Annotated in this window: 19 protein-coding genes and 3 pseudogenes; 10 read left to right on the top strand and 12 right to left on the bottom strand. The window is 66.8% G+C overall.

The window, feature by feature from the left end:
* Nucleotides 1-121: 121 nt before the first annotated feature.
* The 6 genes and pseudogenes from gyrA to dnaA all read right to left on the bottom strand — a co-directional run.
* Nucleotides 122-2,251 (bottom strand): annotated as a pseudogene (gene gyrA, locus A5691_RS26735) (DNA gyrase subunit A); the annotation flags it as partial.
* Between the two features lie 38 nt (nt 2,252-2,289).
* The gene (gene gyrB / locus A5691_RS26730; RefSeq protein WP_067779105.1) at nt 2,290-4,323 is read right to left on the bottom strand and encodes a DNA topoisomerase (ATP-hydrolyzing) subunit B; all 2,034 of its coding nucleotides are present in this window, start codon (nt 4,321-4,323) and stop codon (nt 2,290-2,292) included.
* Nucleotides 4,324-4,579: 256 nt separating this feature from the next.
* Entirely contained in the window at nt 4,580-5,140 is a 561-nt protein-coding gene (locus tag A5691_RS26725; RefSeq protein WP_067756303.1) for a DUF721 family protein, read from the bottom strand.
* Entirely contained in the window at nt 5,137-6,294 is a 1,158-nt protein-coding gene (gene recF / locus A5691_RS26720) for a DNA replication/repair protein RecF (protein ID WP_067756305.1), read from the bottom strand. The genes A5691_RS26725 and recF overlap by 4 nt, the downstream gene beginning before the upstream one ends.
* Entirely contained in the window at nt 6,295-7,494 is a 1,200-nt protein-coding gene (dnaN, locus tag A5691_RS26715; RefSeq protein ID WP_067756308.1) for a DNA polymerase III subunit beta, read from the bottom strand.
* A gap of 535 nt (nt 7,495-8,029) precedes the next feature.
* Nucleotides 8,030-9,562, bottom strand: coding sequence for a chromosomal replication initiator protein DnaA (dnaA, locus tag A5691_RS26710; protein ID WP_067756365.1), 1,533 nt, complete (start codon nt 9,560-9,562; stop codon nt 8,030-8,032).
* Nucleotides 9,563-10,171: 609 nt separating this feature from the next.
* On the opposite strand from dnaA, the gene rpmH reads away from it, so the two are divergent.
* From rpmH to A5691_RS26675, 9 genes are all read left to right on the top strand, one after another.
* Nucleotides 10,172-10,315: a 50S ribosomal protein L34 gene (gene rpmH / locus A5691_RS27735; protein ID WP_073880743.1), complete on the top strand. Its 144-nt coding sequence runs from the start codon at nt 10,172-10,174 to the stop codon at nt 10,313-10,315.
* Between the two features lie 23 nt (nt 10,316-10,338).
* A complete protein-coding gene (gene rnpA, locus A5691_RS27730) occupies nt 10,339-10,698 on the top strand; it encodes a ribonuclease P protein component (RefSeq protein ID WP_067756311.1) in 360 nt (119 codons plus the stop codon).
* On the top strand, nt 10,695-11,039 hold the full coding sequence (gene yidD / locus A5691_RS27725) for a membrane protein insertion efficiency factor YidD (protein ID WP_082950519.1): 345 nt from the start codon (nt 10,695-10,697) through the stop codon (nt 11,037-11,039). The genes rnpA and yidD overlap by 4 nt, the downstream gene beginning before the upstream one ends.
* Nucleotides 11,023-12,141: a membrane protein insertase YidC gene (gene yidC / locus A5691_RS26700; RefSeq protein WP_082950518.1), complete on the top strand. Its 1,119-nt coding sequence runs from the start codon at nt 11,023-11,025 to the stop codon at nt 12,139-12,141. The genes yidD and yidC overlap by 17 nt, the downstream gene beginning before the upstream one ends.
* Before the next feature lie 81 nt (nt 12,142-12,222).
* Nucleotides 12,223-12,786, top strand: a complete 564-nt coding sequence (locus tag A5691_RS26695) for a R3H domain-containing nucleic acid-binding protein (protein ID WP_067756319.1) — start codon at nt 12,223-12,225, stop codon at nt 12,784-12,786.
* A 59-nt stretch (nt 12,787-12,845) separates the two neighbouring features.
* The gene (gene rsmG / locus A5691_RS26690) at nt 12,846-13,583 is read left to right on the top strand and encodes a 16S rRNA (guanine(527)-N(7))-methyltransferase RsmG (RefSeq protein ID WP_068017233.1); all 738 of its coding nucleotides are present in this window, start codon (nt 12,846-12,848) and stop codon (nt 13,581-13,583) included.
* Nucleotides 13,580-14,584: a ParA family protein gene (locus A5691_RS26685; protein WP_082950517.1), complete on the top strand. Its 1,005-nt coding sequence runs from the start codon at nt 13,580-13,582 to the stop codon at nt 14,582-14,584. Before rsmG ends, A5691_RS26685 begins: the two co-directional genes overlap by 4 nt.
* Before the next feature lie 23 nt (nt 14,585-14,607).
* Nucleotides 14,608-15,591, top strand: coding sequence for a ParB/RepB/Spo0J family partition protein (locus A5691_RS26680; RefSeq protein WP_067756325.1), 984 nt, complete (start codon nt 14,608-14,610; stop codon nt 15,589-15,591).
* A gap of 266 nt (nt 15,592-15,857) precedes the next feature.
* Nucleotides 15,858-16,610 (top strand): acetyltransferase, encoded by a 753-nt coding sequence (locus A5691_RS26675; RefSeq protein WP_067887555.1) that lies wholly within the window; start codon nt 15,858-15,860, stop codon nt 16,608-16,610.
* On the opposite strand, the gene A5691_RS26670 is transcribed toward A5691_RS26675, so the two are convergent.
* From A5691_RS26670 to A5691_RS26645, 6 genes and pseudogenes are all read right to left on the bottom strand, one after another.
* Nucleotides 16,607-17,827, bottom strand: a complete 1,221-nt coding sequence (locus A5691_RS26670) for an N-acetylmuramoyl-L-alanine amidase (RefSeq protein WP_067756331.1) — start codon at nt 17,825-17,827, stop codon at nt 16,607-16,609. The two genes, A5691_RS26675 and A5691_RS26670, sit on opposite strands and share 4 nt — an antisense overlap.
* A gap of 133 nt (nt 17,828-17,960) precedes the next feature.
* Nucleotides 17,961-18,314 carry a thioredoxin gene (trxA, locus tag A5691_RS26665; protein ID WP_067756334.1) on the bottom strand — a complete coding sequence of 118 codons (354 nt, stop codon included), beginning with the start codon at nt 18,312-18,314 and terminating at the stop codon, nt 17,961-17,963.
* The gene (gene trxB / locus A5691_RS26660; protein ID WP_067781336.1) at nt 18,311-19,318 is read right to left on the bottom strand and encodes a thioredoxin-disulfide reductase; all 1,008 of its coding nucleotides are present in this window, start codon (nt 19,316-19,318) and stop codon (nt 18,311-18,313) included. The genes trxA and trxB overlap by 4 nt, the downstream gene beginning before the upstream one ends.
* 90 nt (nt 19,319-19,408) lie before the next feature.
* The gene (locus A5691_RS26655; RefSeq protein WP_067756339.1) at nt 19,409-20,137 is read right to left on the bottom strand and encodes a hypothetical protein; all 729 of its coding nucleotides are present in this window, start codon (nt 20,135-20,137) and stop codon (nt 19,409-19,411) included.
* Nucleotides 20,130-20,741, bottom strand: a complete 612-nt coding sequence (sigM, locus tag A5691_RS26650) for an RNA polymerase sigma factor SigM (RefSeq protein WP_067756342.1) — start codon at nt 20,739-20,741, stop codon at nt 20,130-20,132. The genes A5691_RS26655 and sigM overlap by 8 nt, the downstream gene beginning before the upstream one ends.
* A gap of 63 nt (nt 20,742-20,804) precedes the next feature.
* Nucleotides 20,805-22,763 (bottom strand): annotated as a pseudogene (locus A5691_RS26645) (murein biosynthesis protein MurJ); the annotation flags it as partial.
* On the opposite strand from A5691_RS26645, the pseudogene A5691_RS27720 reads away from it, so the two are divergent.
* A pseudogene (locus A5691_RS27720) lies at nt 22,756-22,948 on the top strand (hypothetical protein); the annotation flags it as partial. The pseudogenes A5691_RS26645 and A5691_RS27720 overlap by 8 nt on opposite strands.

Genomic DNA, 22,948 nt, shown 5'->3' with positions numbered 1-22,948 from the left:
TGCTGGTATCGGCCAACGGCCAATCCATCCGGTTCTCGGCGACCGACGAGGCGCTGCGCCCGATGGGCCGCGCCACCTCCGGCGTCCAGGGCATGCGGTTCAACACCGACGATTACCTGTTGTCGCTCAACGTGGTTCGCGAGGGCACGTACCTATTGGTGGCGCGGCCCATCGGGCGCAGCGCCTCGTCGGTCGCCGAGAACCGGATGGATTGGCCGTTGGCCGATACCAGCAGCAGGTCCTCGTCCGACGAGCACAGCACCGCGCCGACGAGCTCGTCGTTGTCGCGCAGGTTGATCGCGACGATTCCACCCGATCGGTTCGAGTCGAAGTCGGTCAGCTTGGTCTTCTTGACCAGGCCGTTGCGCGTGGCCAGCACCAGGTACGGGGCGTCCTCGTAACTTCGGATCTGGATGACCTGGGCGATGCGCTCCTCGGGCTGGAAGGCCAGCAGGTTCGCCACGTGCTGACCGCGCGCCGTCCTGGACGCCTCGGGCAGTTCGTACGCCTTGGCGCGATAGACCCGGCCCTGCGTGGTGAAAAACAGGATCCAGTCGTGCGTCGAGCTGACGAAGAAGTGCTTGACGATGTCGTCCTGCTTGAGACCGGCGCCCTGCACGCCCTTGCCGCCGCGCTTCTGGCTGCGGTAGAGGTCGGACTTGGTTCGCTTGGCATAACCGGTCTCGGTGATGGTGACGACGACCTCTTCGCGGGCGATCAGGTCCTCATCGTTGACGTCACCGTCGGCCGCGATGATCCGGGTCCGCCGATCGTCGCCGTGCTTGTCGACGATCTCGGCGAGCTCGTCGTGAACGATCCCGCGCTGCCGTTCCGGCTTGGCCAGGATGTCTTCCAGGTCGGCGATCTCGGCCTCGATCTTGGCCAGGTCGTCGATGATGCGCTGGCGCTCCAGAGCGGCCAGGCGACGCAACTGCATGTCGAGGATGGCCTGGGCCTGGATCTCATCGATGTCGAGCAGCTCGATAAGTCCGGCCCGGGCGATGTCGACGGTTTCCGACGCCCGTATCAGCGCGATGACCTCGTCCAGCGCGTCGAGCGCCTTGACCAGACCGCGCAGGATGTGGGCGCGTTCGTTGGCCTTGCGCAGCCGGTAGGTGGTGCGCCGGACGATGACGTCGAGTTGGTGCGCGACGTAGTAGCGGATCATCTGGTCGAGCCGCAACGTGCGCGGCACCCCGTCGACGATCGACAACATGTTGGCGCCGAAGCTGGTTTGCAGCTGGGTGTGCTTGTAGAGGTTGTTCAGCACCACCTTGGCCACCGCGTCGCGCTTAATCTCGACGACGATGCGCAGGCCGACCCGATCGCTGGACTGGTCCTCGATGTTGGCGATTCCGGTAAGCCTGCCGTCGCGGACCTGCTCTGCGATCGACGTGATGAAGTTGTCGTGGTTGACCTGATAGGGCAACTCGGTGATGACGATCGAGGTGCGGCCCCGCGAATCTTCTTCTATCTCAACGACTCCGCGCATCCGGATCGATCCCCGACCGGTGGTGTAGGCATCGTGGATGCCCTGCGACCCGACGATCAGACCGTGGGTGGGGAAGTCCGGGCCCTTGACCCGCTCGCAGACTGCGGCCAGGGTGGCTTCTTCGTCGGCCTCGTGGTTGTCCAGGCACCAGTAGACGGCCTCGGCCAGCTCGCGCAAGTTGTGTGGCGGGATGTTGGTCGCCATCCCGACCGCGATGCCGCCGGAGCCGTTGGCCAGCAGGTTGGGGAACCGGCTGGGCAGCACGGTCGGCTCCTGCACCCGGCCGTCGTAGTTCGGGATGAAATCGACTGTCTCCTCGTCGATTTCACGCAGCATCTCCATGGCAAGCGGGGTTAGCCGCGCCTCGGTGTAGCGCATCGCGGCTGGTGGATCGTTGCCCGGAGAGCCGAAGTTACCCTGACCGTCGACCAGTGGGTACCGCAGCGACCACGGCTGCGCCATCCGCACCAGGGTGTCGTAGATCGACGCGTCGCCGTGGGGGTGGTAGTTGCCCATCGTCTCGGCGACCGAGCGCGCCGACTTGGCGTGACTGCGGTCCGGGCGGAAGCCCGAGTCGTACATCGCATAAAGCACGCGGCGGTGTACCGGCTTGAGCCCGTCACGCACCTCTGGCAGCGCGCGCCCGACGATCACGCTCATCGCGTAATCGATGTAGCTGCGCTGCATCTCCTGCTGAATGTCGACCGGTTCGATGCGGTCGCCGGCCTCGTCGCCGGGTGGCAGCGTGGTGTCAGTCATCTATTCCCCTTTGTGGGTTGGCGTGCCTGACGAGTACGTCAGACATCCAGGAAGCGAACGTCTTTGGCGTTGCGGGTGATGAAGCTGCGGCGCGCGTCGACGTCCTCGCCCATCAGGATCGAGAACAACTCGTCGGCGGCCGCGGCGTCGTCCAGGGTGACCTGGCGCAGCACCCGGACCGACGGGTCCATCGTGGTCTCCCACAATTCTTTCGCGTCCATCTCACCCAGGCCCTTGTAGCGCTGGATGCCGTCCTCTTTGTTGATCTTCTTGCCGGCTTTGAGCCCGGCCTCGAGCAGGCCGTCGCGTTCGCGATCGGAGTAGGCGAACTCCGGGTCGGTCCGCTGCCACTTCAGCTTGTACAGCGGCGGCTGCGCGAGGAAGACGTGCCCGTTTTCGATCAGCGGCCGCATGAAGCGGAACAGCAACGTCAGCAGCAGGGTCGAGATGTGCTGGCCGTCGACGTCCGCGTCGGCCATCAACACGATCTTGTGGTAGCGCAACTTGCTGATGTCGAATTCGTCGTGGATGCCGGTGCCGAGCGCGGTGATGATCGCCTGGACCTCCGTGTTCTTCAGCACCCGGTCGATGCGCGCCTTTTCGACGTTGATGATCTTGCCTCGCAACGGCAGGATCGCCTGGAACATCGAGTCGCGGCCACTCTTCGCCGAGCCGCCCGCCGAATCGCCCTCCACCACATATAGTTCGGATTTCCGCGGGTCGGTAGAGCGGCAGTCCGCGAGCTTCCCGGGTAGCCCCCCGAGGTCGGTGGCGCTCTTGCGGCGCACCAGCTCGCGCGCCTTGCGGGCCGCGATCCGCGCTTGTGCCGACGAAACCGCCTTGTTCACAACGGTTTTCGCCTCAGAGGGGTTGGCCTCGAACCAGTGCGTCAACTGTTCGTTGCACACCCTCTGCACGAACGATTTGACCTCGGTGTTACCCAGTTTGGTCTTGGTCTGGCCCTCGAACTGGGGCTCAGCGACCTTGACCGAGATGACCGCCGCCAGGCCTTCCCGGATGTCGTCGCCGGTGAGGTTGGCGTCCTTCTCCTTGAGCAACTTCTTGTCTTTGGCGTACTTGTTCACCACCGAGGTCAGGGCGCTGCGGAAGCCCTCTTCATGGGTGCCGCCCTCATGGGTGTTGATGGTGTTGGCGAAGGTGTGGACCGACTCCGAGTAGCCGCCGTTCCATTGCATGGCGATTTCGACCTCGTGACCGGTGCCTTTTCCGTCGAAGTCGATGACGCTCTGCTGGATCGGGCTCTTGGTGCGATTGATGTGCTTGACGAAGTCGACCAGGCCGCCGGGGTAGTGGAACGTGCGGTGCTTGACCTTGTGCGGCGCAGCGTTTTCCGCCGCCTTCTCCTCCGCGGACTTGGGCGCTTCGGCGGTGTCGCTGACCACTTCGTCGACGACCTCGTCCTGCTCGACTCGTTCGTCGGTGAGGTTGATCGTGAGGCCCTTGTTCAGAAACGCCATCTCCTGCAGGCGGCGTGCGACGGTCTCGAAGTCGTACTCCAGCGTTTCGAAGATCTCAGGGTCGGCCCAGAACCTGATCGTGGTTCCGGTCTTCTTGGTTGACTCACCCTGCTTGAGGGTGCCGGGCACGGCACGGTCGTAATACTGGAACCATTCGTGGCCGTCGCGTTTGATGTTGACTTCCAGCCGGGTGGACAGCGCGTTGACCACCGACACGCCGACGCCGTGCAACCCACCACTAACCGTGTAGCCGCTGTTTTCGCCACCGAACTTGCCGCCGGCGTGCAGCTGCGTCATCACCACGTCGACGGTTGGGGCGCCGGTCGCGTGCATGGCCACCGGGATGCCGCGCCCGTCGTCGGCCACCTCCACGCTGCCGTCGTCGAGGAGCCGCACATCGACCCGGGTGGCGTAACCGGCCATCGCCTCGTCCACCGAGTTGTCGACTACCTCCCAAATGAGGTGGTGCAGACCGCGCTCACCGGTGGACCCGATGTACATGCCGGGGCGTTTGCGGACGGCCTCCAGGCCCTCGAGCACGGTGATCGCTGACGCGCCGTATTCGTCTTGCGCCTTCTTCTTCTGGGCAGCCACGGTCGGAATGCTCTCCTTGGGGTTTCATGCGGGCGGTTCCAGTCACCGCATCAGCCGCATGCAGCCAGTCTACCGTGATGAGCCGCCCGCACCGATTCTCTGGGCGCGTTTCCACCTAGCTAACTGCGCCGTGCGGGCGATTTCTCTGTTGACGCCGCGTCCCGACGTGCGTCAACCCGCTTCACGTCGTCCTGGCGGCTTTCAGCGGCCTGTTGATGAAACCGTGTCTGGGGATGGTTCGTCGCCGGTCGCGCCGTTAACCGTAGGTGTCGCGCGGGCCCCTTCCGGCGATGTGGCGCGGCCCCTTGCGCCACGACGGCGCCACGGGCCCGGTGATTTTCAACTGCGTGACCACACCGTTGCCCACGGCCGCGGCGATCTTGGCCAACAGTTGCGACTGAATCATCCGCAATTGCGTGGCCCACGCGGTCGATTCGGCGGCCACGCTGAGGACCCCGTCGCTCAACGCCGTCGGCGTCGCGTGGTCGGCGATCTGCTGACCGACCACGGACGCCCAGTTTCCGAGCACGGTTCCTTCGGCCACCTGCGCCGACCACCCGCGCTTCTTGGCCAAGTCCCGGGCGAGACGGCCGAGGGGCTGGGGATCGCGGGCGTCCGGGCCGGGCCCCGACCAGCTTCGGCGATGCCCCGCGACGCGGCGGCTCGGCGCCGGGGTCGCGCGGCCGCGTCCGGCATCCTTGCCTTGCGCGCGGGCCGCGGCGCGGGCTTCCTCGAGCGTGCGCCGAACCAAGTCGATGCCGCGCAGCAGGCCCGGGTCGGCCGGCGTCGATTCTTGTTCGTCGCCGCTGCCCGTCATGACCTCACCACCGAGACCCGGCCGAGGTCGTCGTCGCGCAAATCAATCGGTATCTGCCTGGCGGCCCAGTCCGCCGGAATGTCCTCGACCACCGCGGCGGTGACCAACACCTGCTCCGCGGATTCCGCCACCGTCGCCAACGCCCTACGGCGGGCCGCATCGAGTTCGGCGAATACGTCATCGAGTAAGAGCACCGGTTCGCTGCCGTCGGCGCGCAACAACTCGTAGGAGGCCAGCCGCAGCGCCACCGCGAAGGACCATGATTCCCCATGGCTGGCAAAGCCTTTGGCGGGTTGGTCACCGAGCCAGAGGTCGAGATCGTCGCGATGGGGGCCCACCAGAGACATGCCCCGCTCCAATTCCGCGGCACGGCGCTCGGCCAGCGCCGCCAACAAGGCGGTTTCCAGGAAATCGCGATCGGTTCCCGCCGCTTCCGCTGTGGCGTGCGGCCCGAGGCTGGTTCGGTAGGCGATCGAGGCAGGCCGCGAGGCCGGCGCGAGCAGTTGGTAGGCCTTCTCCACTTCGGGTGCCAACTCGTTCACCAGGTCGATCCGTGCGGCCATCAACTCGGCGCCGTGTTCCGCCAACCGGCTGTCCCACACGTCGAGGGTGTCCAGGGCGCTGCGGTCAGCCCGGTGCCGGATTCCGGCCGCGGATTTCAACAGCGCCGTACGCTGGCGCAGCACCTTCTCGTAGTCCGACCGCACCGCGGCGACCGCCGGCCGCCGCAACGTCGCCAAATCGTCGAGGTAGCGTCGCCGCTCCGACGGATCCCCCCGGACCAGGGCGAGGTCTTCGGGAGCAAAAAGCACGGCGCGCAAGACGCCGATCACCTCCCGCGTGCTGCGCACGGGCGAACGATTGAGCCGCGCCTTATTAGCCCGCCCCGCCGCGATCTCCAGGTCGATCGCGCATTCTCGGCCCTCGTTGACGACGATCGTCGACACCACAGCCCGTTCGGCGCCCGCCCTGATCAGGGGGGTATCGGTGCCAACCCGATGCGACCCCAACGTGGTCGAAAACCACAGCGCCTCAATGAGATTCGTCTTGCCGAACCCGTTGGAACCGACAAACACCGTCCGGCCCGGCTCCAATTCGAGGTCGGCGTGCGCCCAGGACCGGAAATCGCGCAGTCCCAAATGCCGGACGTACACCTATCCGGGCAACCGAACTGGCATCAGCAGGTAGACGTAATCCGTCGGTAATGCCGCGAAGGGTCCACTGCCGGTGGGTGAACTGTCGTCACCCGACGCCGGACGCAGCAGCGCCGGCTTCCCGGGGGTGGTGAAACCGAATGACACCCGTTCGGAATGGACCGCGGCCAGCCCGTCGGTGAGGTAGGTCGGGTTGAACGCGATCGTCAACGGCTCGCCCACGAAGTCGACGGCGAGGTCCTCTTCGGCGCGGCCCACGTCGTCGGCGCCCGCGGACAACCGCAGCGAGCCTTCGGAGAATTCCATCCGCACCTGGGCACCCCGGTCCGCGACCAACGCCACCAGCTTGATCGCCTCGGTCAGTTCGGCGACGTTGATGGTCGCCACCGCCGTGTGCTCGGCGGGCAACAGTTGACGGAACTTCGGGAACTCCGCATCCAACAGCCGCGTCGTGCTCCGCTTGCCGTTGCCGCTGATGCCGAGCAACCCGTCCTTGCCAACGCCGCTGCCGGCCCCCAAGGACAACCGAACCTCGGAACCGTCGGCACCCGCCCGGGCGGCCTCGGCCAAAGTCTTCGCCGGCACCAGCACCGCGGCTTCGATGTCGGGCGACGACGCCGACCAAGTCAGCTCGCGCACCGCCAGCCGGAACCTGTCGGTGGCGGCCAAAACCACCGTGTTGCCCGAGATCTCGACCCGGATTCCGGTCAACATCGGCAACGTGTCATCACGGCCGGCCGCGATGGCCACCTGGCTGATGGCCTCCGCGAAGAGATCCGCGGCCAATGCGCCGGTCTCTTCCGGCAAGCCCGGCAGCGTCGGGTAATCCTCGACCGCCATCGTCGGCAGCGAGAATCGGGCACTTCCGCAGTTCAACGCGACGCGGTTGCCGTCGACGTAGAAGTCGACCGGCTTGTTCGGCAGCGCGCGGGTGATGTCCGATAACAACCTTCCGGAAACCAAAACACTTCCGGGAGAAGCTATTTCGGCTGCCACCTGCGCTTCGGCGGAAACTTCGTAGTCGAATCCGGAGATCGTCAGGCCCGCATCGGTCCCGGATAACAACACTCCAGAGAGCACCGGCACCGCCGGCCGGGTCGGCAGGTTCTTCGCCACCCACGACACCGCGTCGGCGAAGGACTCCCGCACCAAACGAAACTTCAAGTCGCTGAGGCCAGCTCTTGTCGTCGCCGCGTCCATAGCGTCCCTTCACCTACCGAGAGTTTTAAAGTCCAGTGGCTAGCCGTCTCCGCTAGCACGGGGCTCCGCGACGAACGCCACTGACACGTCGTGCCAACGACGACCGCAACGGCAGTCGAAGAACAACCGTAGATCGTCCGAGGCCATCTTGAAAGCTAATCGGGAACCCTGACAAGCGTGGTTACCGGCGCATCCGTGCGGGGTGTTCGACCAAGCGTCCCCAACGCTGTATTTCAAAGAAGAAACTACGAAGAGATCTCAGTACTAGTAATAAGGCCTGTGCATCCTGGGGACAGCCGGGGTTCGACGCAGCTAGGACGGGCATGGGGCTGTGGATGACGGGGTGCATAACTGTGAGTCCGGTGTTGGGCCATTGGGGAGCGAGGGCGGTTGTGCACGCGGCGTCCCGTAGTACACGGGTGTTTGGTTGGTTGTGCACAGTCCTGCGCACAAGGCCCGGGTGTGGCGGGTGTGACAGGCGGGTGGGAAGTTTTTTGGAAAAAATGTGCCGGCGGGCGGTCGGGGCGGCCCGGAGTCAGCGCTTGGAGCGCTGGCGGATACGGGTGGTGAGCTCTTTGACGTGATCGAAGACCTCACGACGCTCGGCCATTTCGGACAGGATCTTGCGCTGCGCGTACATCACCGTGGTGTGATCGCGCCCGAATGCCTGTCCGATCTTGGGCAGCGACAGGTCGGTGAGCTCGCGGCAGAGATACATCGCGATCTGGCGTGACTGCGCCAGGGCGCGCGTCTTGCCGGGCCCGCGGAGTTCTTCCACTGTGGTGTCGAAGTACTCAGCGGTGGCAGCCATGATTGTTGCCGCGCTGATCTGCATCGTGCTGGCGTCGGCGATGAGGTCACGCAGCACGATTTCGGCCAGCGCCTTATCGATCGGAGTCTTGTTCAACGAGGCGAACGCGGTGACCCGAATTAGGGCGCCCTCGAGTTCGCGGATGTTGCGTTCGATGCTGCTGGCAATGAGTTCGAGGACGTCGTCGGGAACCGCAAGTCGCTCCATTTGTGCTTTCTTGCGCAAGATGGCGATGCGGGTCTCGAGTTCGGGTGGCTGGACGTCGGTGATCAGGCCCCACTCGAACCGCGTCCGGAGGCGGTCTTCGAGGGTGGCGAGCTGCTTGGGCGGCCGGTCGGAGGAGATGACGATCTGCTTGTTGGCGTTGTGCAGCGTGTTGAAGGTATGGAAGAACTCCTCCTGAATACCTTCCTTGCCCTCGATGAACTGGATGTCATCGACGAGCAGCACGTCGACGTCGCGGTAGCTGCGCTTGAAGGCGACCTTGCGGTCGTCGCGAAGCGAGTTGATGAAGTCGTTGGTGAACTCCTCGGTGGATACGTATTTCACTCGCATCCCCGGGAAGAGTCGCTGCGCGTAGTTGCCCGCGGCATGCAACAGGTGGGTCTTGCCCAGGCCGGACTCACCCCAGATGAACAACGGGTTGTAGGCGCGCGCCGGCGCTTCGGCGATCGCCAGGGCCGCCGCATGCGCGAAGCGATTCGAAGCTCCGATGACGAACGTGTCGAACGTGTAGCGCCGGTTCAGGCTCGTCCCGCCGGCGACGGCCGGATCTGTGGGGTGCGGCCGCTCGGTGAAATAGTTCGGCCAACTCTGCTGTGCACTGTCGCTGACTTCGCCGTTTTCGTCGGGCTCATCGATTTCGATGGGGTCGTCGTCCGGCAGCGGTGCTTCGGATTGAGCGAACGGTTCGGCGTGCGGGATCAGGGAGTCGTCGATGTCGTCGTCGGGCGGTGCGATGCGGACCCCGAGCTGGATCTGTTGCCCGAGGCGACGGCTGAGGGCGTCGGTGATCGGGGCGCGGAGATGACGTTCGATTTCGTTCTGTACGAAACTGCTCGGCACCGATAAGAGGGCGAACCCCTCGACGATGGTCAGCGGCTGAACCAGATTCAGCCACGCCCGCTGTTGGGGAGTGAGGGGAGTGATGAGCGTTGTGCGGTTGGCGGCCACGCCGTCCGGGGTGGATTCCCCGTTGAGCTCCGAAACGACCGCGTTCCAGACGGTCGTGAAACCTGAACCGGGGTCATCGGTCAACGACGCATCCCCCTGGTTCTCGAGCATCCCGGGTCCAAGTACAACCGCGCTGGTGGACAAAGCAACTGTCCACATAGTTATACACAGGTGTGGACAGGATGAGCGTATGCGAGCCACAACCTACCGGCGACGGCTCGCGATCTCCGTGCTGGAAGAAAACCTTTATCAAGGCCGTCTAGGCAGCTAGTCGATCCACCATCCTCGCTTCGTTGTCGAGCGCCGTTGCAGTCTAAAACGACACTGGCAGAAGCTAACAGTTTTCCGTGCGGCTGCCAACCGTTCTGCTGCATTCCAATCGAGTTGTTTAGGGTTCGTTGGGCCTAGTTCGGCTCGTCGCCGGTTCGGACCGGGGTGCGGTCCTGCCGCCGGGGTGGCGTTTTTCGGCGGGGACCGCGCGGGTTCGTTGGGGCAGGCCAGGTTTGACCAGGCGAAGCCTGGTCAGTACCCTCAAACAGTCGCCCGAAAGTCGGCGATGCGGCTGCGACCCAGGTCTGCCTGGGGACCGCGCCGGCCAGCAGCAAGATTACCTCCGACCGACCCGCAGACGAACCTTGAGCGAGACAGTCTGGCCGGCCGGATGGAAATGCGAGACACAACGAGGAGAACGTCGTGGCCAAGGGCAAGCGGACCTTCCAGCCGAACAACCGGCGCCGAGCCCGCGTGCATGGCTTCCGGTTGCGCATGCGCACCCGCGCCGGACGCTCGATTGTGTCGAGTCGGCGCCGTAAGGGGCGCCGCGCGCTATCTGCCTGATCGCAACGTCGGGTCTTTCGGCGGTGCTTCCGGCACGCAACCGCATGCGGCGGTCAACGGAGTTTGACGCGACGGTGAAGCACGGGATTCGTGCGGCGCAGCCCGACGTTGTCGTCCATCTCCGCCGGACAGACGGTGACGCGCCAACGGCCCCGCACGTCGGATTGATCGTCGGCAAGTCCGTCGGTTCGGCGGTCGACCGCCATCGGGTGTCGCGCCGGCTGCGGCATGTCGCGCGATCCGTTCTGGGTGAGCTCCGGGAATCCGACCAGGTGGTCATCCGGGCGTTGCCCGGCAGTCGGACGGCATCGTCGGCGCGGTTGGCGGAAGAGTTGCGTCGCGGATTACGCCGGGCGCTCGAAGCCGCGGGACGGGACCGGTGACGGCGCCTGCGTCGGCGCGGGCCGTCATCCGCACGGCGGGGACCGCGGCCGCCCGAGGTCTGATCTCGCTGATCCAGCTGTATCGGCACATGGTTTCGCCCTTGCGGCCGGCGACGTGTCGCTTCGTTCCGACGTGCAGCCAGTATGCGGTCGACGCGTTGACCGAATACGGCTTGATGCGGGGGAGTTGGTTGGCCGCGATCAGGCTCGCCAAGTGCGGGCCATGGCATCGGGGCGGATGGGATCCGATCCCGGAACGCCCGGAATGCGCGCACTTCGAAGACGTCAGCGCCGTGGCGGCATTCGCGCCGGCGCGAGGGGAGAGTGGAACCTTTGTTTGATTTCTTTAGCCTCGACTTCGTCTACTACCCGGTGTCGTGGATCATGTGGGTTTGGTACAAGCTCTTCGCAGCGATGCTGGGGCCGTCGAGCTTCTTCGCGTGGGCCCTGTCGGTGATGTTCCTGGTTTTCACCCTCCGCGCGTTGCTCTACAAGCCGTTCGTGCGGCAGATCCGCACCACGCGGCAGATGCAGGAACTGCAGCCGCAAATCAAGGCGCTGCAGAAGAAGTACGGCAAGGACCGCCAGCGGATGGCGCTGGAGATGCAGAAGCTGCAACGCGAGCACGGGTTCAACCCCATCCTCGGTTGTCTGCCGATGCTTGCCCAGATCCCGGTGTTCATCGGGCTCTACCACGTGCTGAGGTCGTTCAACCGAACGACCGGGGGCTTCGGCCAGCCGCACCTGTCGGTGGCCCAGAACCGGCTCACCGGAAACTACGTGTTCACGCCCACGGACGTCGGGCACTTTTTGGACGCGAACCTGTTCGGCGCCCCGATCGGCGCGTTCATGACGCAGCGGACCGGGTTGGACGCGTTCACCCACTTCAGCCGGCCGGCCGTCATCGCGGTCGGTGCGCCGGTGATGATCCTGGCCGGCATCGCGACGTACTTCAACAGCCGGGCATCGGTGGCGCGGCAAAGTCCTGAGGCCGCGGCCAATCCGCAGACCGCGATGATGAACAAGCTTGCGCTGTACGTGTTCCCGCTCGGCGTCGTCGTCGGTGGCCCGTTCCTGCCGCTCGCGATCATCTTGTACTGGTTCGCGAACAACATTTGGACATTCGGTCAGCAGCACTACGTGTTCGGCATGATCGAGAAAGAGGACGAGGCCAAGAAGCAAGAAGCGCTGGAACGTCGAGCGGCCAATGCTCCGGCACCGGGGGCCAAACCCAAGCGAAGCCCCAAGGCCGGACAGCCGGCGGGCAACGGATCACCGGCCGCCGGGGAGGGGGAGGCGGACTCCGATGGCTCTGACGGCTCCGATGGCGACGGCGCGGCGGTGAAGCCACCGGCGGATAAGCCGAATCCCAGTGGACAGAACGGCGGCGCGGCGAACCGCACCCCGCGGCCGGGCGCGCGGCCCAAGAAACGCAAACGCTGACAAGGGAGACAGAGCCACGCCGGGCCGCCTCGGGCGGGTGACCCCGATTGGCAGGAACCCATGGATGAGGGAGAGAAAGACATGACGGACGCAGACACCACCACCCAACCCGACGTCGACGCCGAGCTCGAGGAGCGGTCCGAAAACGGGGCCGAGGCGGGTGCGGACGAACCCGACGACCTGGAGGAGCGGCTGGTCGCCGAGGGGGAGATCGCCGGCGACTACTTGGAGGAGTTGCTGGACCTGCTGGACTTCGACGGAGACATCGACCTGGACGTCGAGGGCAACCGGGCGGTGGTGAGCATCGACGGCAGCGACGACTTGAACAAGTTGGTGGGCCGCGGCGGCGAGGTGCTCGACGCGCTGCAAGAGCTCACCCGATTGGCCGTGCACCAGAAGACCGGTGTCCGGAGCCGGCTGATGCTCGACATCGCCAGTTGGCGTCGGCGGCGTCGCGAGGAGTTGGCCGCGCTGGGCGACAAGGTGGCGCGGCGGGTGCTGGAATCCGGTGAACGCGAGGAGCTGTCCCCGATGACGCCGTTCGAACGCAAGATCGTTCACGACGCCGTCGCGGCGGTGCCCGGCGTGCACAGCGAGAGCGAGGGCGTGGAGCCCGCGCGACGGGTCGTCGTTCTTCACGACTAGCGAGTTACAGCGGTGTAGTTCCGGCGCCGAGGCACCCATTGCGTCAGGCAAAGCAGAGGATGTTTCACGTGAAACATGTCGGCCCCGTCGAACCCTCGGCGGACCCGTCCGACCCACCGCAGCCCGGCGCCGCGCCCGAGGCGGCGGAGGCGATCTTCGGCCCGCGGCTTGATCTCGCCCAGCGGTACGCGCAACTGCTGGCCGGTCCGGGAGTGGAACGAGGACTGCTCGGACCGCGCGAAGTGGACCGCGTCTGGGACCGCCATCTGCTCAACAGCGCCGCCGCCGCCGAGCTGCTGGAGGAGGGGGAGCGGGTCGTCGACATCGGCAGCGGCGCAGGGCTACCCGGGATCCCGCTCGCGCTCGCGCGGCCGGACGTCGAGATGGTGCTCCTGGAACCGCAGCTGCGCCGAAGTGAATTTCTCGCGGAGGTCGTCGACCAACTAGGGTTGGCCGTCGAAGTGGTCCGCGGCCGTGCCGAGGAACTGTGGGTGCGCCATCAGTTCGGGGAAAGGGATGCGGCGGTGTCACGAGCGGTTGCGTCGTTGGACAAGTTGGCGAAGTGGAGCATGCCGTTGCTACGGCCCGGGGGCCGGATGCTCGCGATCAAGGGCGAGCGCGGCCGCGAGGAAGTTGAACAGTACCGGCGTGTGATGGCAGCATCGGGCGCCGTTGATGCCAGGGTGGTGACATGTGGCGCGACCTATTTGCGTCCCCCCGCAACCGTAGTTATAGCGCGACGCGCAGAGCGGCCGCGACGACAGCCGGCACGGATGGGGAAGGCGGGGAAGCGATGAGCACTCCGGGAGAATCGCCGACCGCCTCGGGCCCGTCCCCGAACGCCACGCCCGTCCAGACGCCCGCCGGGCCGGATGTCCCCGCGCCCCTCGTCCCAGGTGCCATCGAGGACTCGGCGGCCAATGTTTCACGTGAAACAGTGGCCGAGTTCGACACCCCGATCGGGGCGGCCGCGGAGCGCGCGATGCGCGTTCTGCACACCACCTACCCGCCGCTGCGCCGGCCGCGCCACCGCCGCATCCTCACCGTGGCCAATCAAAAGGGCGGAGTCGGTAAGACCACCTCCGCCGTCAACCTCGCCGCCGCGCTCGCCCTGCAGGGGCTCAAGACCTTGGTCATCGACCTCGACCCGCAGGGCAACGCCAGCACGGCGCTCGGCATCACCGACAGGCAATCCGGTACGCCCTCGTCGTATGAGGTGCTCATCGGCGAGGTTTCCGTCAAGGACGCCCTGCGGCGCAGCCCCCACAATGACCGCCTGTTCTGCGTACCGGCCACCATCGACTTGGCCGGTGCCGAGATCGAACTGGTCAGCATGGTGGCGCGCGAGAACCGGTTGCGGACGGCCCTGGCCGACCTGGACGATCTCGACTTCGACTACGTCTTCGTCGACTGCCCGCCGTCGCTGGGGCTGCTCACCATCAACGCGCTCGTCGCCGCGCCCGAGGTGATGATTCCGATCCAGTGCGAGTACTACGCCCTGGAGGGCGTGTCCCAGCTGATGCGCAACATCGAGATGGTCAAGGCACACCTCAACCCGCAGCTCAACGTCAGCACCGTGGTGCTCACGATGTACGACGGCCGGACCAAGCTGGCCGACCAGGTCGCCGAAGAGGTGCGCCGTTACTTCGGTGCCAAGGTGCTGCGCACGGTGATCCCGCGCAGCGTCAAAGTCTCGGAGGCGCCGGGCTACAGCATGACCATCATCGACTACGACCCCGGATCGCGCGGGGCGATGAGCTACCTCGACGCGAGCCGCGAGCTCGCCGAACGTGATTGACCACCAGCCGTGAAGGGACGACCATGACGCAGCCGTTACGCAAGAAGGGCGGCCTCGGCCGGGGCCTCGCTTCGCTGATCCCGACGGGCCCCGCCGAGGGCGACTCGGGTCCCGCGACCCTGGGCCCGCGGATGGGGGATGCGGCGGCCGACGTGTTGATCGGGGGACCGGGACCCGACCTGGCCCCGGCGGGCGCGGTGTATCGCGAGATCGCGCCGTCGGACATCGAGCCCAACCCACGCCAGCCGCGGCAGGTGTTCGACGACGAGGCGCTCTCCGAACTGGTGCACTCCATCCGCGAGTTCGGATTGCTGCAGCCGATCGTCGTGCGTGCCGTTCCCGGCGCCAAGACGGGACCCCGCTATCAGATCGTGATGGGGGAGCGGCGCTGGCGGGCGGCCCAAGAAGCGGGGCTCGCCACCATCCCCACCATCGTGCGCGAAACGGGCGACGACAATCTGCTCCGCGACGCACTACTCGAGAACATCCACCGGGTGCAGTTGAACCCCTTGGAAGAGGCGGCGGCATACCAACAGCTGCTCGACGAATTCGGCGTCACCCACGACGAACTCGCCTCCCGAATCGGCCGCTCGCGACCGCTGATCACCAACATGATCCGGTTGCTCAAGCTGCCGATCCCGGTGCAGCGGCGGGTGGCGGCGGGCGTGCTGTCGGCCGGCCATGCCCGCGCCCTCTTGTCGCTGGAAGCCGGGCCCGAGGCGCAAGAGGAACTGGCCAGCCGGATCGTCGCGGAGGGACTGTCAGTGCGGGCGACCGAGGAGGCGGTGACGCTGGCGAATCGGGCCGGCGCGACCACCCCCGCACCCCAGCGTCGCAAGCCGATCCAGATGCCCGGCCTCCAGGAGGTGGCCGAGCGGTTGTCGAACGCCTTCGACACGCGGGTGACGGTCAGCCTGGGCAAGCGCAAGGGCAAGATCGTCGTGGAGTTCGGGTCCGTCGACGATTTGCAGCGAATTATCGACATGATGACCGCCGCGAAAGCATGACCCCGCCATACCCTGTAATTACGTCACTGTGACACCGGAGCGGTCACGGACCGGCAACGACCGGGGCTCGGCGTCGCGGCATTACGAAAGCGCATGCGTTTCAAGGATTTTCGGTAACGAAACGGGTGAGACGCTAACGCGCCGACCGTGCCTGGGCCGTGACCGGCCCCTCGCGGCCAAAGCTGGCCCGATTGCGACATCCTCTCCTATCCTGGAGGGGTTGCCGGTGCAATTGGCTGCAGTACCGCACAGGAGCCAGGAGGCTAGTGTCCGCTCGAATCACACCGTTGCGCCTCGAGGCGTTCGAGCAGCTTCCCAAGCATGCGCGCCGTTGCGTGTACTGGGAGGTCGACCCGGCGACCCTCGGTAACCAGGACCACCTCGCCGACCCCGAGTTCGAGAAGGAAGCGTGGCTGTCGATGGTCATGCTGGAGTGGGGCTCGTGCGGTCAGGTCGCGACCGCGGTCACCGACGACAGAAGCCACAGCGAACCGCCGTGCCTGGGCTATGTCTTCTACGCGCCGCCGCGGGCGGTGCCGCGCGCCCAGCGATTCCCCACCGCTCCCGTGTCCGCGGACGCGGTCCTGCTGACGTCGATGGGTATCGAGCCGGGGCAAGCCACCGACGACCTGCCGCATGGTCTCCTCGCCCGGGTGATCGATGAACTGGTCCGGCGCGGGGTGCGGGCCCTGGAAGCCTTCGGACGCACCCCGGCGGCCTCGGAGTTGCAGGATCCGCAGGCGGCAAGCCCGGACGTGCGGCCGGTGCTGGAGGCCGTTGGTGATTGCTCGGTGGACAATTGCGTGCTGGACGCCGAATTCTTGCAGGCCGCGGGTTTCGTTGTGGTCGCGCCGCATCCGTACTTTCCGCGGCTGCGACTCGAGTTGGACAAAGGCCTGGGATGGAAGGCCGAAGTCGAGGCGGCCCTGGAGCGACTGCTGGAAAACGCACAGTTGCAAGAGCCGGTCGGAGCCGGGACCGCCGCGGGAAATACGTTGCGCGGCGCCGAGATCGGCTAGGAGCCGCCGAGCCGGCTGGCCCGCTCCACCGACAGTTCGTGAGCCAGCAGTTCGGCGAAGGTGAAAGTACCGGTCGGCCGGTCGTTCTTGCCCAGCAGGTAGAGCCGCTTGACCGCGGCGAGAATTCCTTCGGCGATGGCATCGCGGGTTTGCGTGGAGATCAGCATCGCGCGATCGTTCGGATTGGTGATGTAGCCGACGTCGACCTGTACGGTTGGCATCCGGGTCAGGCGCAGCAGATCCCACGTCCGGCCATGTGTCCGGCAATCCCGTAACCCCGTGCGGGCCACCACTTCTCGTTGGATGAAGTCCGCGAGGTTGCGCCCGATCGTGGAGACCGAGCCGTGTGAGTTCCCGAAATGAAAGGAAGCGACGCCGTTGGCCGCGGGGCTGGGCTGGTTCTCGCAGCGCAAGCTGATCATCAGGTCCGCCCCGACGTTGTTGGCCGTGGCGGCGCGTTCGGCGTCGGACGGGCTGCGGTTGACCGGTCGCGAAAGGAAGGTCTCCATGCCGATGGCGGTCATCCGTCCCTCGAGCCGGCTCGCCAAGTCCCACAACACGTCTGCTTCGCTGACCGGTCCCGACGGGCCGTGCATCAGCTCTCCGAGGTCCGTGCCGCCGCGGCCCGGATCGATGATGATCCGCTTGCCCGACAGCTTCGGCCCGGAGCGCCGGACCAGCTCTTCTTCGCGAATCGCGTGCGGGGAGCCGCCCGTGACTCGGGAGCTCAGAAAATACAAGGAACGCAACGTTTCTGGGCCACAGATGCCGTCTGCGGCCAGCCCGTACTCACGCTGATAGGACATCAAGGCGTTGTGCGTCTGCAATCCGAAGTGTCCGTCGACCAGGCCGGTGTAGAAACCGAGGTCCTGAAGCCGGGCCTGCAGCGTCGCGACGTCGTCACCGTAGAGGGGGGCACCGAACTGGTGATAGAGCGTGCGCGCGCCGAGCCGGTAGGACGCCTCCTTCAACGCGCGGTAGGTGGCCTCGCCGACGATGCCGTCGACCAGCAGGCCGCGGTGCTGCTGGAAGGCCCGCACCGCCTGGTCGAGTTCGACGTCGAAAACCTCGGCGGGCACAAGCCGGCCGGTGGTGAGTTCGTCCTCCGGGGTGTCGAGCAGCCCTAGCGTTGCCAGCGTCGCCCGGATTTCGGTCACAGCTGCGCTGCGGTCACCACAGCGCAGCGCATCGCCGTATTCACGGCGCGGACTCGACATACCAAATGCCCTCCGGGACACATTGACAGGCTCACATCTGGGCAACAGCTAACAGCAATTGTCGCAGATGGATCGCCTAATCGGGAAAACCCCAGGCTGAACGCGGGGCGTGGTGCGGCGACTTAATCCAGGATCAGCTCAGGTTGGGAACCGCGTCCGAGAGCTCGCGCAGCAGCGCCGCCTTGCCCTTGGCACCGACGATCCGCTTCACCGGTTGGCCGTCTTTGAACAGGATCATGGTCGGAATCGAGACGACCTGGAAATCACGCGCGGTTACCGGGTTGGCGTCGACGTCGAGCTTGGCGATCGTGAGCTGCTCGCCTCGCTCGCTTGCGATCTCCTCGAGAACCGGCGCGACCATCTTGCACGGCCCACACCACGTGGCCCAAAAGTCAACCAGCACAGGCTTATTGCTGGACAACACCTCGGTGGAGAACGATGCGTCAGAGACTTCGATTGTGGCCCCGGCTTTTTCGGCGTCGGTCATTGAGGTGCTCCAATCATCTCAGTACTGCCAGGAAATTCGGTTGCGTCGCTTTGGGCGGCCGAGCTCGATTCGGCGTGGTCGGCCAGCCAGCGTTCGGCGTCAATGGCCGCCGAGCAGCCGCTGCCGGCGGCGGTGATGGCCTGCCGGTAGGTGCGGTCCACCAAGTCGCCTGCCGCGAAGACGCCTTCGATCGAGGTGGCGGTCGTGTGGCCCTTGACCAATACGTACCCGTCGGGGTCGGTGTCGAGCACATCGCGGACCAACTCCGAGCGTGGGTCGTGACCGATCGCCACGAAGACGCCCGTCACGGGCAAAGTGGATTCCTCCCCAGTCACGTTGTCGCGCAACCGCAAACCGGTCACCGTCTGATCACCGTCGACGCCGAGCACGGCCTTATTGGTCAAGATGGTGATCTTGTCGTTGTCCCGGGCGCGTTCCAGCATGATGCGTGACGCGCGGAACTCGTCGCGGCGGTGCACCAGGGTGACGCTGCGCGCGAACCGGGTCAAAAAGGTGGCCTCCTCCATCGCGGAGTCGCCGCCACCGATCACCGCGATGTCTTGATCTTTGAAGAAGAACCCGTCACAGGTCGCACACGAGCTCACGCCGCGGCCCAGCAGCTCCTGCTCGCCGGGCACCCCGAGGTACCGCGCCGCCGCGCCCATGGCCAAGATGATCGCCCGCGCGCGGAAAGTCTCGCCTTCGGCGGTGGTCACCGACTTGACCGGCCCGTCCAGCGACACCGACTCGACGTCTTCCATCCGCAGATCGGCCCCGAACCGGAGCGCCTGTTCGCGCATCTGGTCCATCAGCTCCGGGCCGGTGATGCCGTCACGGAATCCGGGGAAATTCTCCACCTCGGTGGTGGTCATCAACGCGCCACCAAACGACGTTCCCTCGAAGACCACCGGGGCCAGCTGCGCCCGCGCCGCATACAACGCGGCGGTGTACCCAGCGGGACCCGAACCGATGATGATCACGTCGTGCACAGTGTCGGCGGTCATAGAACCCTTTCAAGAAATCGTCCCTGGATTCGTACAAACGCCAGCGTAGGCACCGCTGTTCCCGGACGTCGGTCAACCCATCGCACCACACTAAGGGCGGGGGATCTCCGTGTTGGCCAACAGGCCGGTGTCGGCGGCGCTGCAGTTCAGTGCGACCGCGTAAACCGCCAGGCTGCGGGGAGCGTCGCCCGGCACCACCAGCACAACGCCGGGGCGAGCGTTGATCTCGACCGGCCGGGCGCCCAGCACCTGCGTGGACGCCGGGTAGCCCAGCCCGGTGAGGCAGGAGGCGCGCCGCGCCGGGTCGCCGAGCGGGCCGTAGTCCGGCGCCTGGGTAAGCAGGCCGAGAATCTCGTCCCGCGACAGCGGGATGGCCATCGGCGGCGTCGACACCGTGATGTGCTCGGCGGTCACCCCGGTGCTGGGGGCGGGCTCGGGCGCGCCGATCAGCGCCGCGGTGCCCACGCCGACCGCCGCGAGCAGGGCACCGACGCCGGCCACCCCGGCGACCACCCGCGCGGGCCCAACCCGCGGCCGGGCGGAGTGCGCGACGGGCTGGCCGGTTTCCGCCGATTCCAGCGCGGCCGAGATCCGGGCGGTCACCTCGGGAGGTACGTCGGGCGCCGGCGTGGCCCCCAACGTGGCGACGTCGCTGCGGGCCCGGTTGAGGGCGCGCAGGACTTTCTCGGCCTCCGGGTCGTCGCGAACCCGTTGACGCACGCGGGCCGCGGATTCGTCGTCGAGCAGGCCGGCCTGCAGGTCGGCGAGGAGCTCAACCGTCAGGGGCGGCTCGTCGCCATGGTCGTCGGCTTCACCCATCCGCCCCAGTGTCCGTCATGGGTCGCTTGACGGCCATGGGTGGGGCCGGGTCGGCCGCGGCGTTCAGGTAGCCGAGAAGTTCGGCGAGGCGCACGCGCGCCCGGGCGCATCGACTCTTGACGGTGCCCTCGGCGACACCCAGCAGCGCGGCGGTATCGGCCACCGAGTAGCCCTGCATGTCGACCGCCACCACCGCGGCCCGCTGCTCGACGGGCAGCCGCATCAAGGCGCGCTGCACCATCATCGCGGTCTCGACCTGGGCGGTCCGATCCGCCACCGCGTAGACGTCCTCCAGCGGGACGGTCGGGTGAGACTTGATGCGCCGCAGCCGGTCCAGGCACGCGTTGACGACGATGCGGTGCAACCAACTGCCGACGGCGGCGTCATGCCGGAACGCACCGGCGCCGCGGTGCGCCGAGAGCATGGCGTCCTGCAGCGCGTCCTCGGCGTCCTCGGCGGTACGGGTGGTGAGCCGGGCGAGGCGGTGCAGCTGGCGTTGGTGGCGCAGGAACAGTTCGCCGAAGGCGTGGCGGTCACCGGCGACATGCGCGGCCAAGAGCTCGGCATCACTGCGTTCGCGCTGGATGTCTCCCCGGGAGCCCACGGCCGGACACTAACCAATTGGTGGTGGGGCGGCACTTCACCATCGGGCGGATCTGTGAGCCGGTCAGGAAGCGGCCTGGACCGTGATCTCGAAAAAACCGGCCTGGCTCTTGCCGTTGGTGGTTCCCAAGGTGGAGATCCACACCAACAGGTTCGAGGTCGGGGACCCGGCTCGCACCGGGATCACGTTGTGGCCGGGCTTGAGTGTGAACGCGGGCGCCAGCACGGTGGTGTCGTTCAGGGACGCCGGTGACGCCGTGGACGACGAGCGGATCTCGACCTTGGTCCCGCTGCTGGGTGTGTCGATGGTGACCTGGCCGATCACCGTCGCGCTCGGAAGCTGCAGCATGAGCCCTTCACCCTGCTTGAAGTTGGGGAACGGGACGGCGTCGGTGTAGACCTCGGTGGCCCATGCGGTGGTGGGATCGCCGTCGATCGCCTGACCGGCCGTGCTCGCGTTGTCGGCGTCACCGTCGGGCGAGTAGACCGTCGCCTTGGTCGGCTTCACGACGCTGCCGGCGGCCGCCGAGCTCGGGGCCGACGCCGAGGTGGACGAGGACGGGCCGTTCAGCCCGAGCTCGTCCTTGTTCAGGCCGCCACCGACGTTGCCGAAGATCTTGCTCACCACCGACGCCAAGACCAGGAGGGCCACGATGATGACCGCAAGGCCGGCGCCCATGCCGATCAGCAGGTTGCGGCGCCGCCGCGCGAACGTTTCTTCGTCCGGGGCCACGGATTCGCGGGCGGTCGCCGGCGCGGGCGAATCATCGATCGGACCCAGCACCTCGGTCCGGTCGGCCACCGCGGTCGCCTGCTGCAACAAGTTCAAAAGTGTTGAGGCACTGCGTATCCCGCCGTCTTCCTGAACCGCCCGCACTGCGACGGCCGAAATCTGGAAGGGAATGCCGCGGTCGATGATCATCGGTTCGACGGGCTGGCCCGTCGAATCCCGTTCGGCCGGGGCGAGCCCACTACGCACGCTGGACTCGGTGAGCGGCCACCGATTGACCAGCAGGGCATACAGCGCGGCGCCGATGCCGCGGATATCGGCCTGCGGGCTCGCGTCGGGCATGGTGGCCGGGTAAGCGAGGACGACGTCGCCCTCGATGCTGACGCGGACCCGGCTCGGGTGGTCGATCGACAATGCGACGCCGGCCCGGTGGGCCGCGTCGGCGGCCGCGGCCAGCGACTGCATGGCGCGGACGGCGCCGACGGGAGACGGCGCGGTGTCGGCCACCTCCTGCAGCGAACCGCCGCGCACCCACTCGGAGACCACCAGGCCGCCGTGCCCGGTGTGGACCACGTCGAGCACCCGGGCAATGCCCGGCTTGTCGATCCGGCTCAGGCGCAGCGTGCGGGACAGGATCTCTTGCAGCACGTCGTCCGGCAACGCCCCGTCAGGGTCGACGAACGTCAGCGCCACCTGCCGGTCCAGCGCGGTGTCCAGCGCCTGCCAGAACTGCAGGGGCGGCGCTCCGCCGTGGAAGACCAGCAGCCGGTAGCGGCCACCGGCGATGCGGGCGCCGGGAACCAGGTGGACGTCGTCTCCCGACGGGTCCCCGCCGCGATCCCTGGGCGCGTCGAACGGGGCCGGACCGCGCCGCGCTTCGGGTGGCAGGTCGCCATTCGACGGGCGCGGCGCCGGTGATTCCGGCGGGCGTTCGGCGGGGATGTCGGGCTGGAAGTCGTCGGCAACCGGTCGTGGCAGCTCGGCACCCGACGCGGCACTCTCGATAGGGCGGTCGGTCACCTCCGGTCCTTTCGCTATCCGGGCTTGGGTTGCCCGCTCCGAAGGTCTGCGCCGGATCGGCTCCTGGACCGCATTTACCCCAGGCGGGGACGAATTCCTCTGCTCAGGGTACGTGACCGGGGCCCGGCGAGAATATTGGTCCTTTAGCACCGGTTTGCCGGGCACCGCCGCACGGCCGCCGAAGCGCCGCCGGACGACGTCCAGCGCCGCCTGCGCCTCCGGGACACGGGCGCCAAGCATGACCGCGGCCATGATCGGCAGCATGATCGCCGCCTCGATGCTGGCCGGTTTGGTGGCCCATGTGGCCGACCGGCTGTCGGGGCTCGGCGCGCTGACCGCGCAGGGCGGCGGCGCGGGGTCACTGCTGCGGCTGCTGATCCTGGCGGCGATCATGCTGCCGATCATGGCCGCGGTCATGCTTGGCGCCCGTGTCCCGGAGGCGCAGGCGGCGCTGGACG

It is taken from the genome of Mycobacterium sp. E183 (assembly GCF_001667735.1).
In the GTDB taxonomy this organism is placed as follows: Bacteria; Actinomycetota; Actinomycetes; order Mycobacteriales; family Mycobacteriaceae; genus Mycobacterium.
The sequence above is the reverse complement of the archived record's forward strand: the minus strand, read 5'-3'. Positions and strand labels throughout refer to the sequence as shown.

What these genes read in the sequence shown, in the direction of transcription:
- A5691_RS26680 (WP_067756325.1), top strand. Translation starts at nt 14,608, where the DNA reads ATGACGCAGCCGTTACGCAAGAAGGGCGGCCTCGGCCGGGGCCTCGCT.
- dnaN (WP_067756308.1), bottom strand. Translation starts at nt 7,494, where the DNA reads ATGGACGCGGCGACGACAAGAGCTGGCCTCAGCGACTTGAAGTTTCGT.
- A5691_RS26670 (WP_067756331.1), bottom strand. Translation starts at nt 17,827, where the DNA reads ATGTCGAGTCCGCGCCGTGAATACGGCGATGCGCTGCGCTGTGGTGAC.
- trxA (WP_067756334.1), bottom strand. Translation starts at nt 18,314, where the DNA reads ATGACCGACGCCGAAAAAGCCGGGGCCACAATCGAAGTCTCTGACGCA.
- A5691_RS26655 (WP_067756339.1), bottom strand. Translation starts at nt 20,137, where the DNA reads ATGGGTGAAGCCGACGACCATGGCGACGAGCCGCCCCTGACGGTTGAG.
- trxB (WP_067781336.1), bottom strand. Translation starts at nt 19,318, where the DNA reads ATGACCGCCGACACTGTGCACGACGTGATCATCATCGGTTCGGGTCCC.
- A5691_RS26725 (WP_067756303.1), bottom strand. Translation starts at nt 5,140, where the DNA reads ATGACGGGCAGCGGCGACGAACAAGAATCGACGCCGGCCGACCCGGGC.
- rsmG (WP_068017233.1), top strand. Translation starts at nt 12,846, where the DNA reads ATGTTTCACGTGAAACATGTCGGCCCCGTCGAACCCTCGGCGGACCCG.
- A5691_RS26685 (WP_082950517.1), top strand. Translation starts at nt 13,580, where the DNA reads ATGAGCACTCCGGGAGAATCGCCGACCGCCTCGGGCCCGTCCCCGAAC.
- A5691_RS26695 (WP_067756319.1), top strand. Translation starts at nt 12,223, where the DNA reads ATGACGGACGCAGACACCACCACCCAACCCGACGTCGACGCCGAGCTC.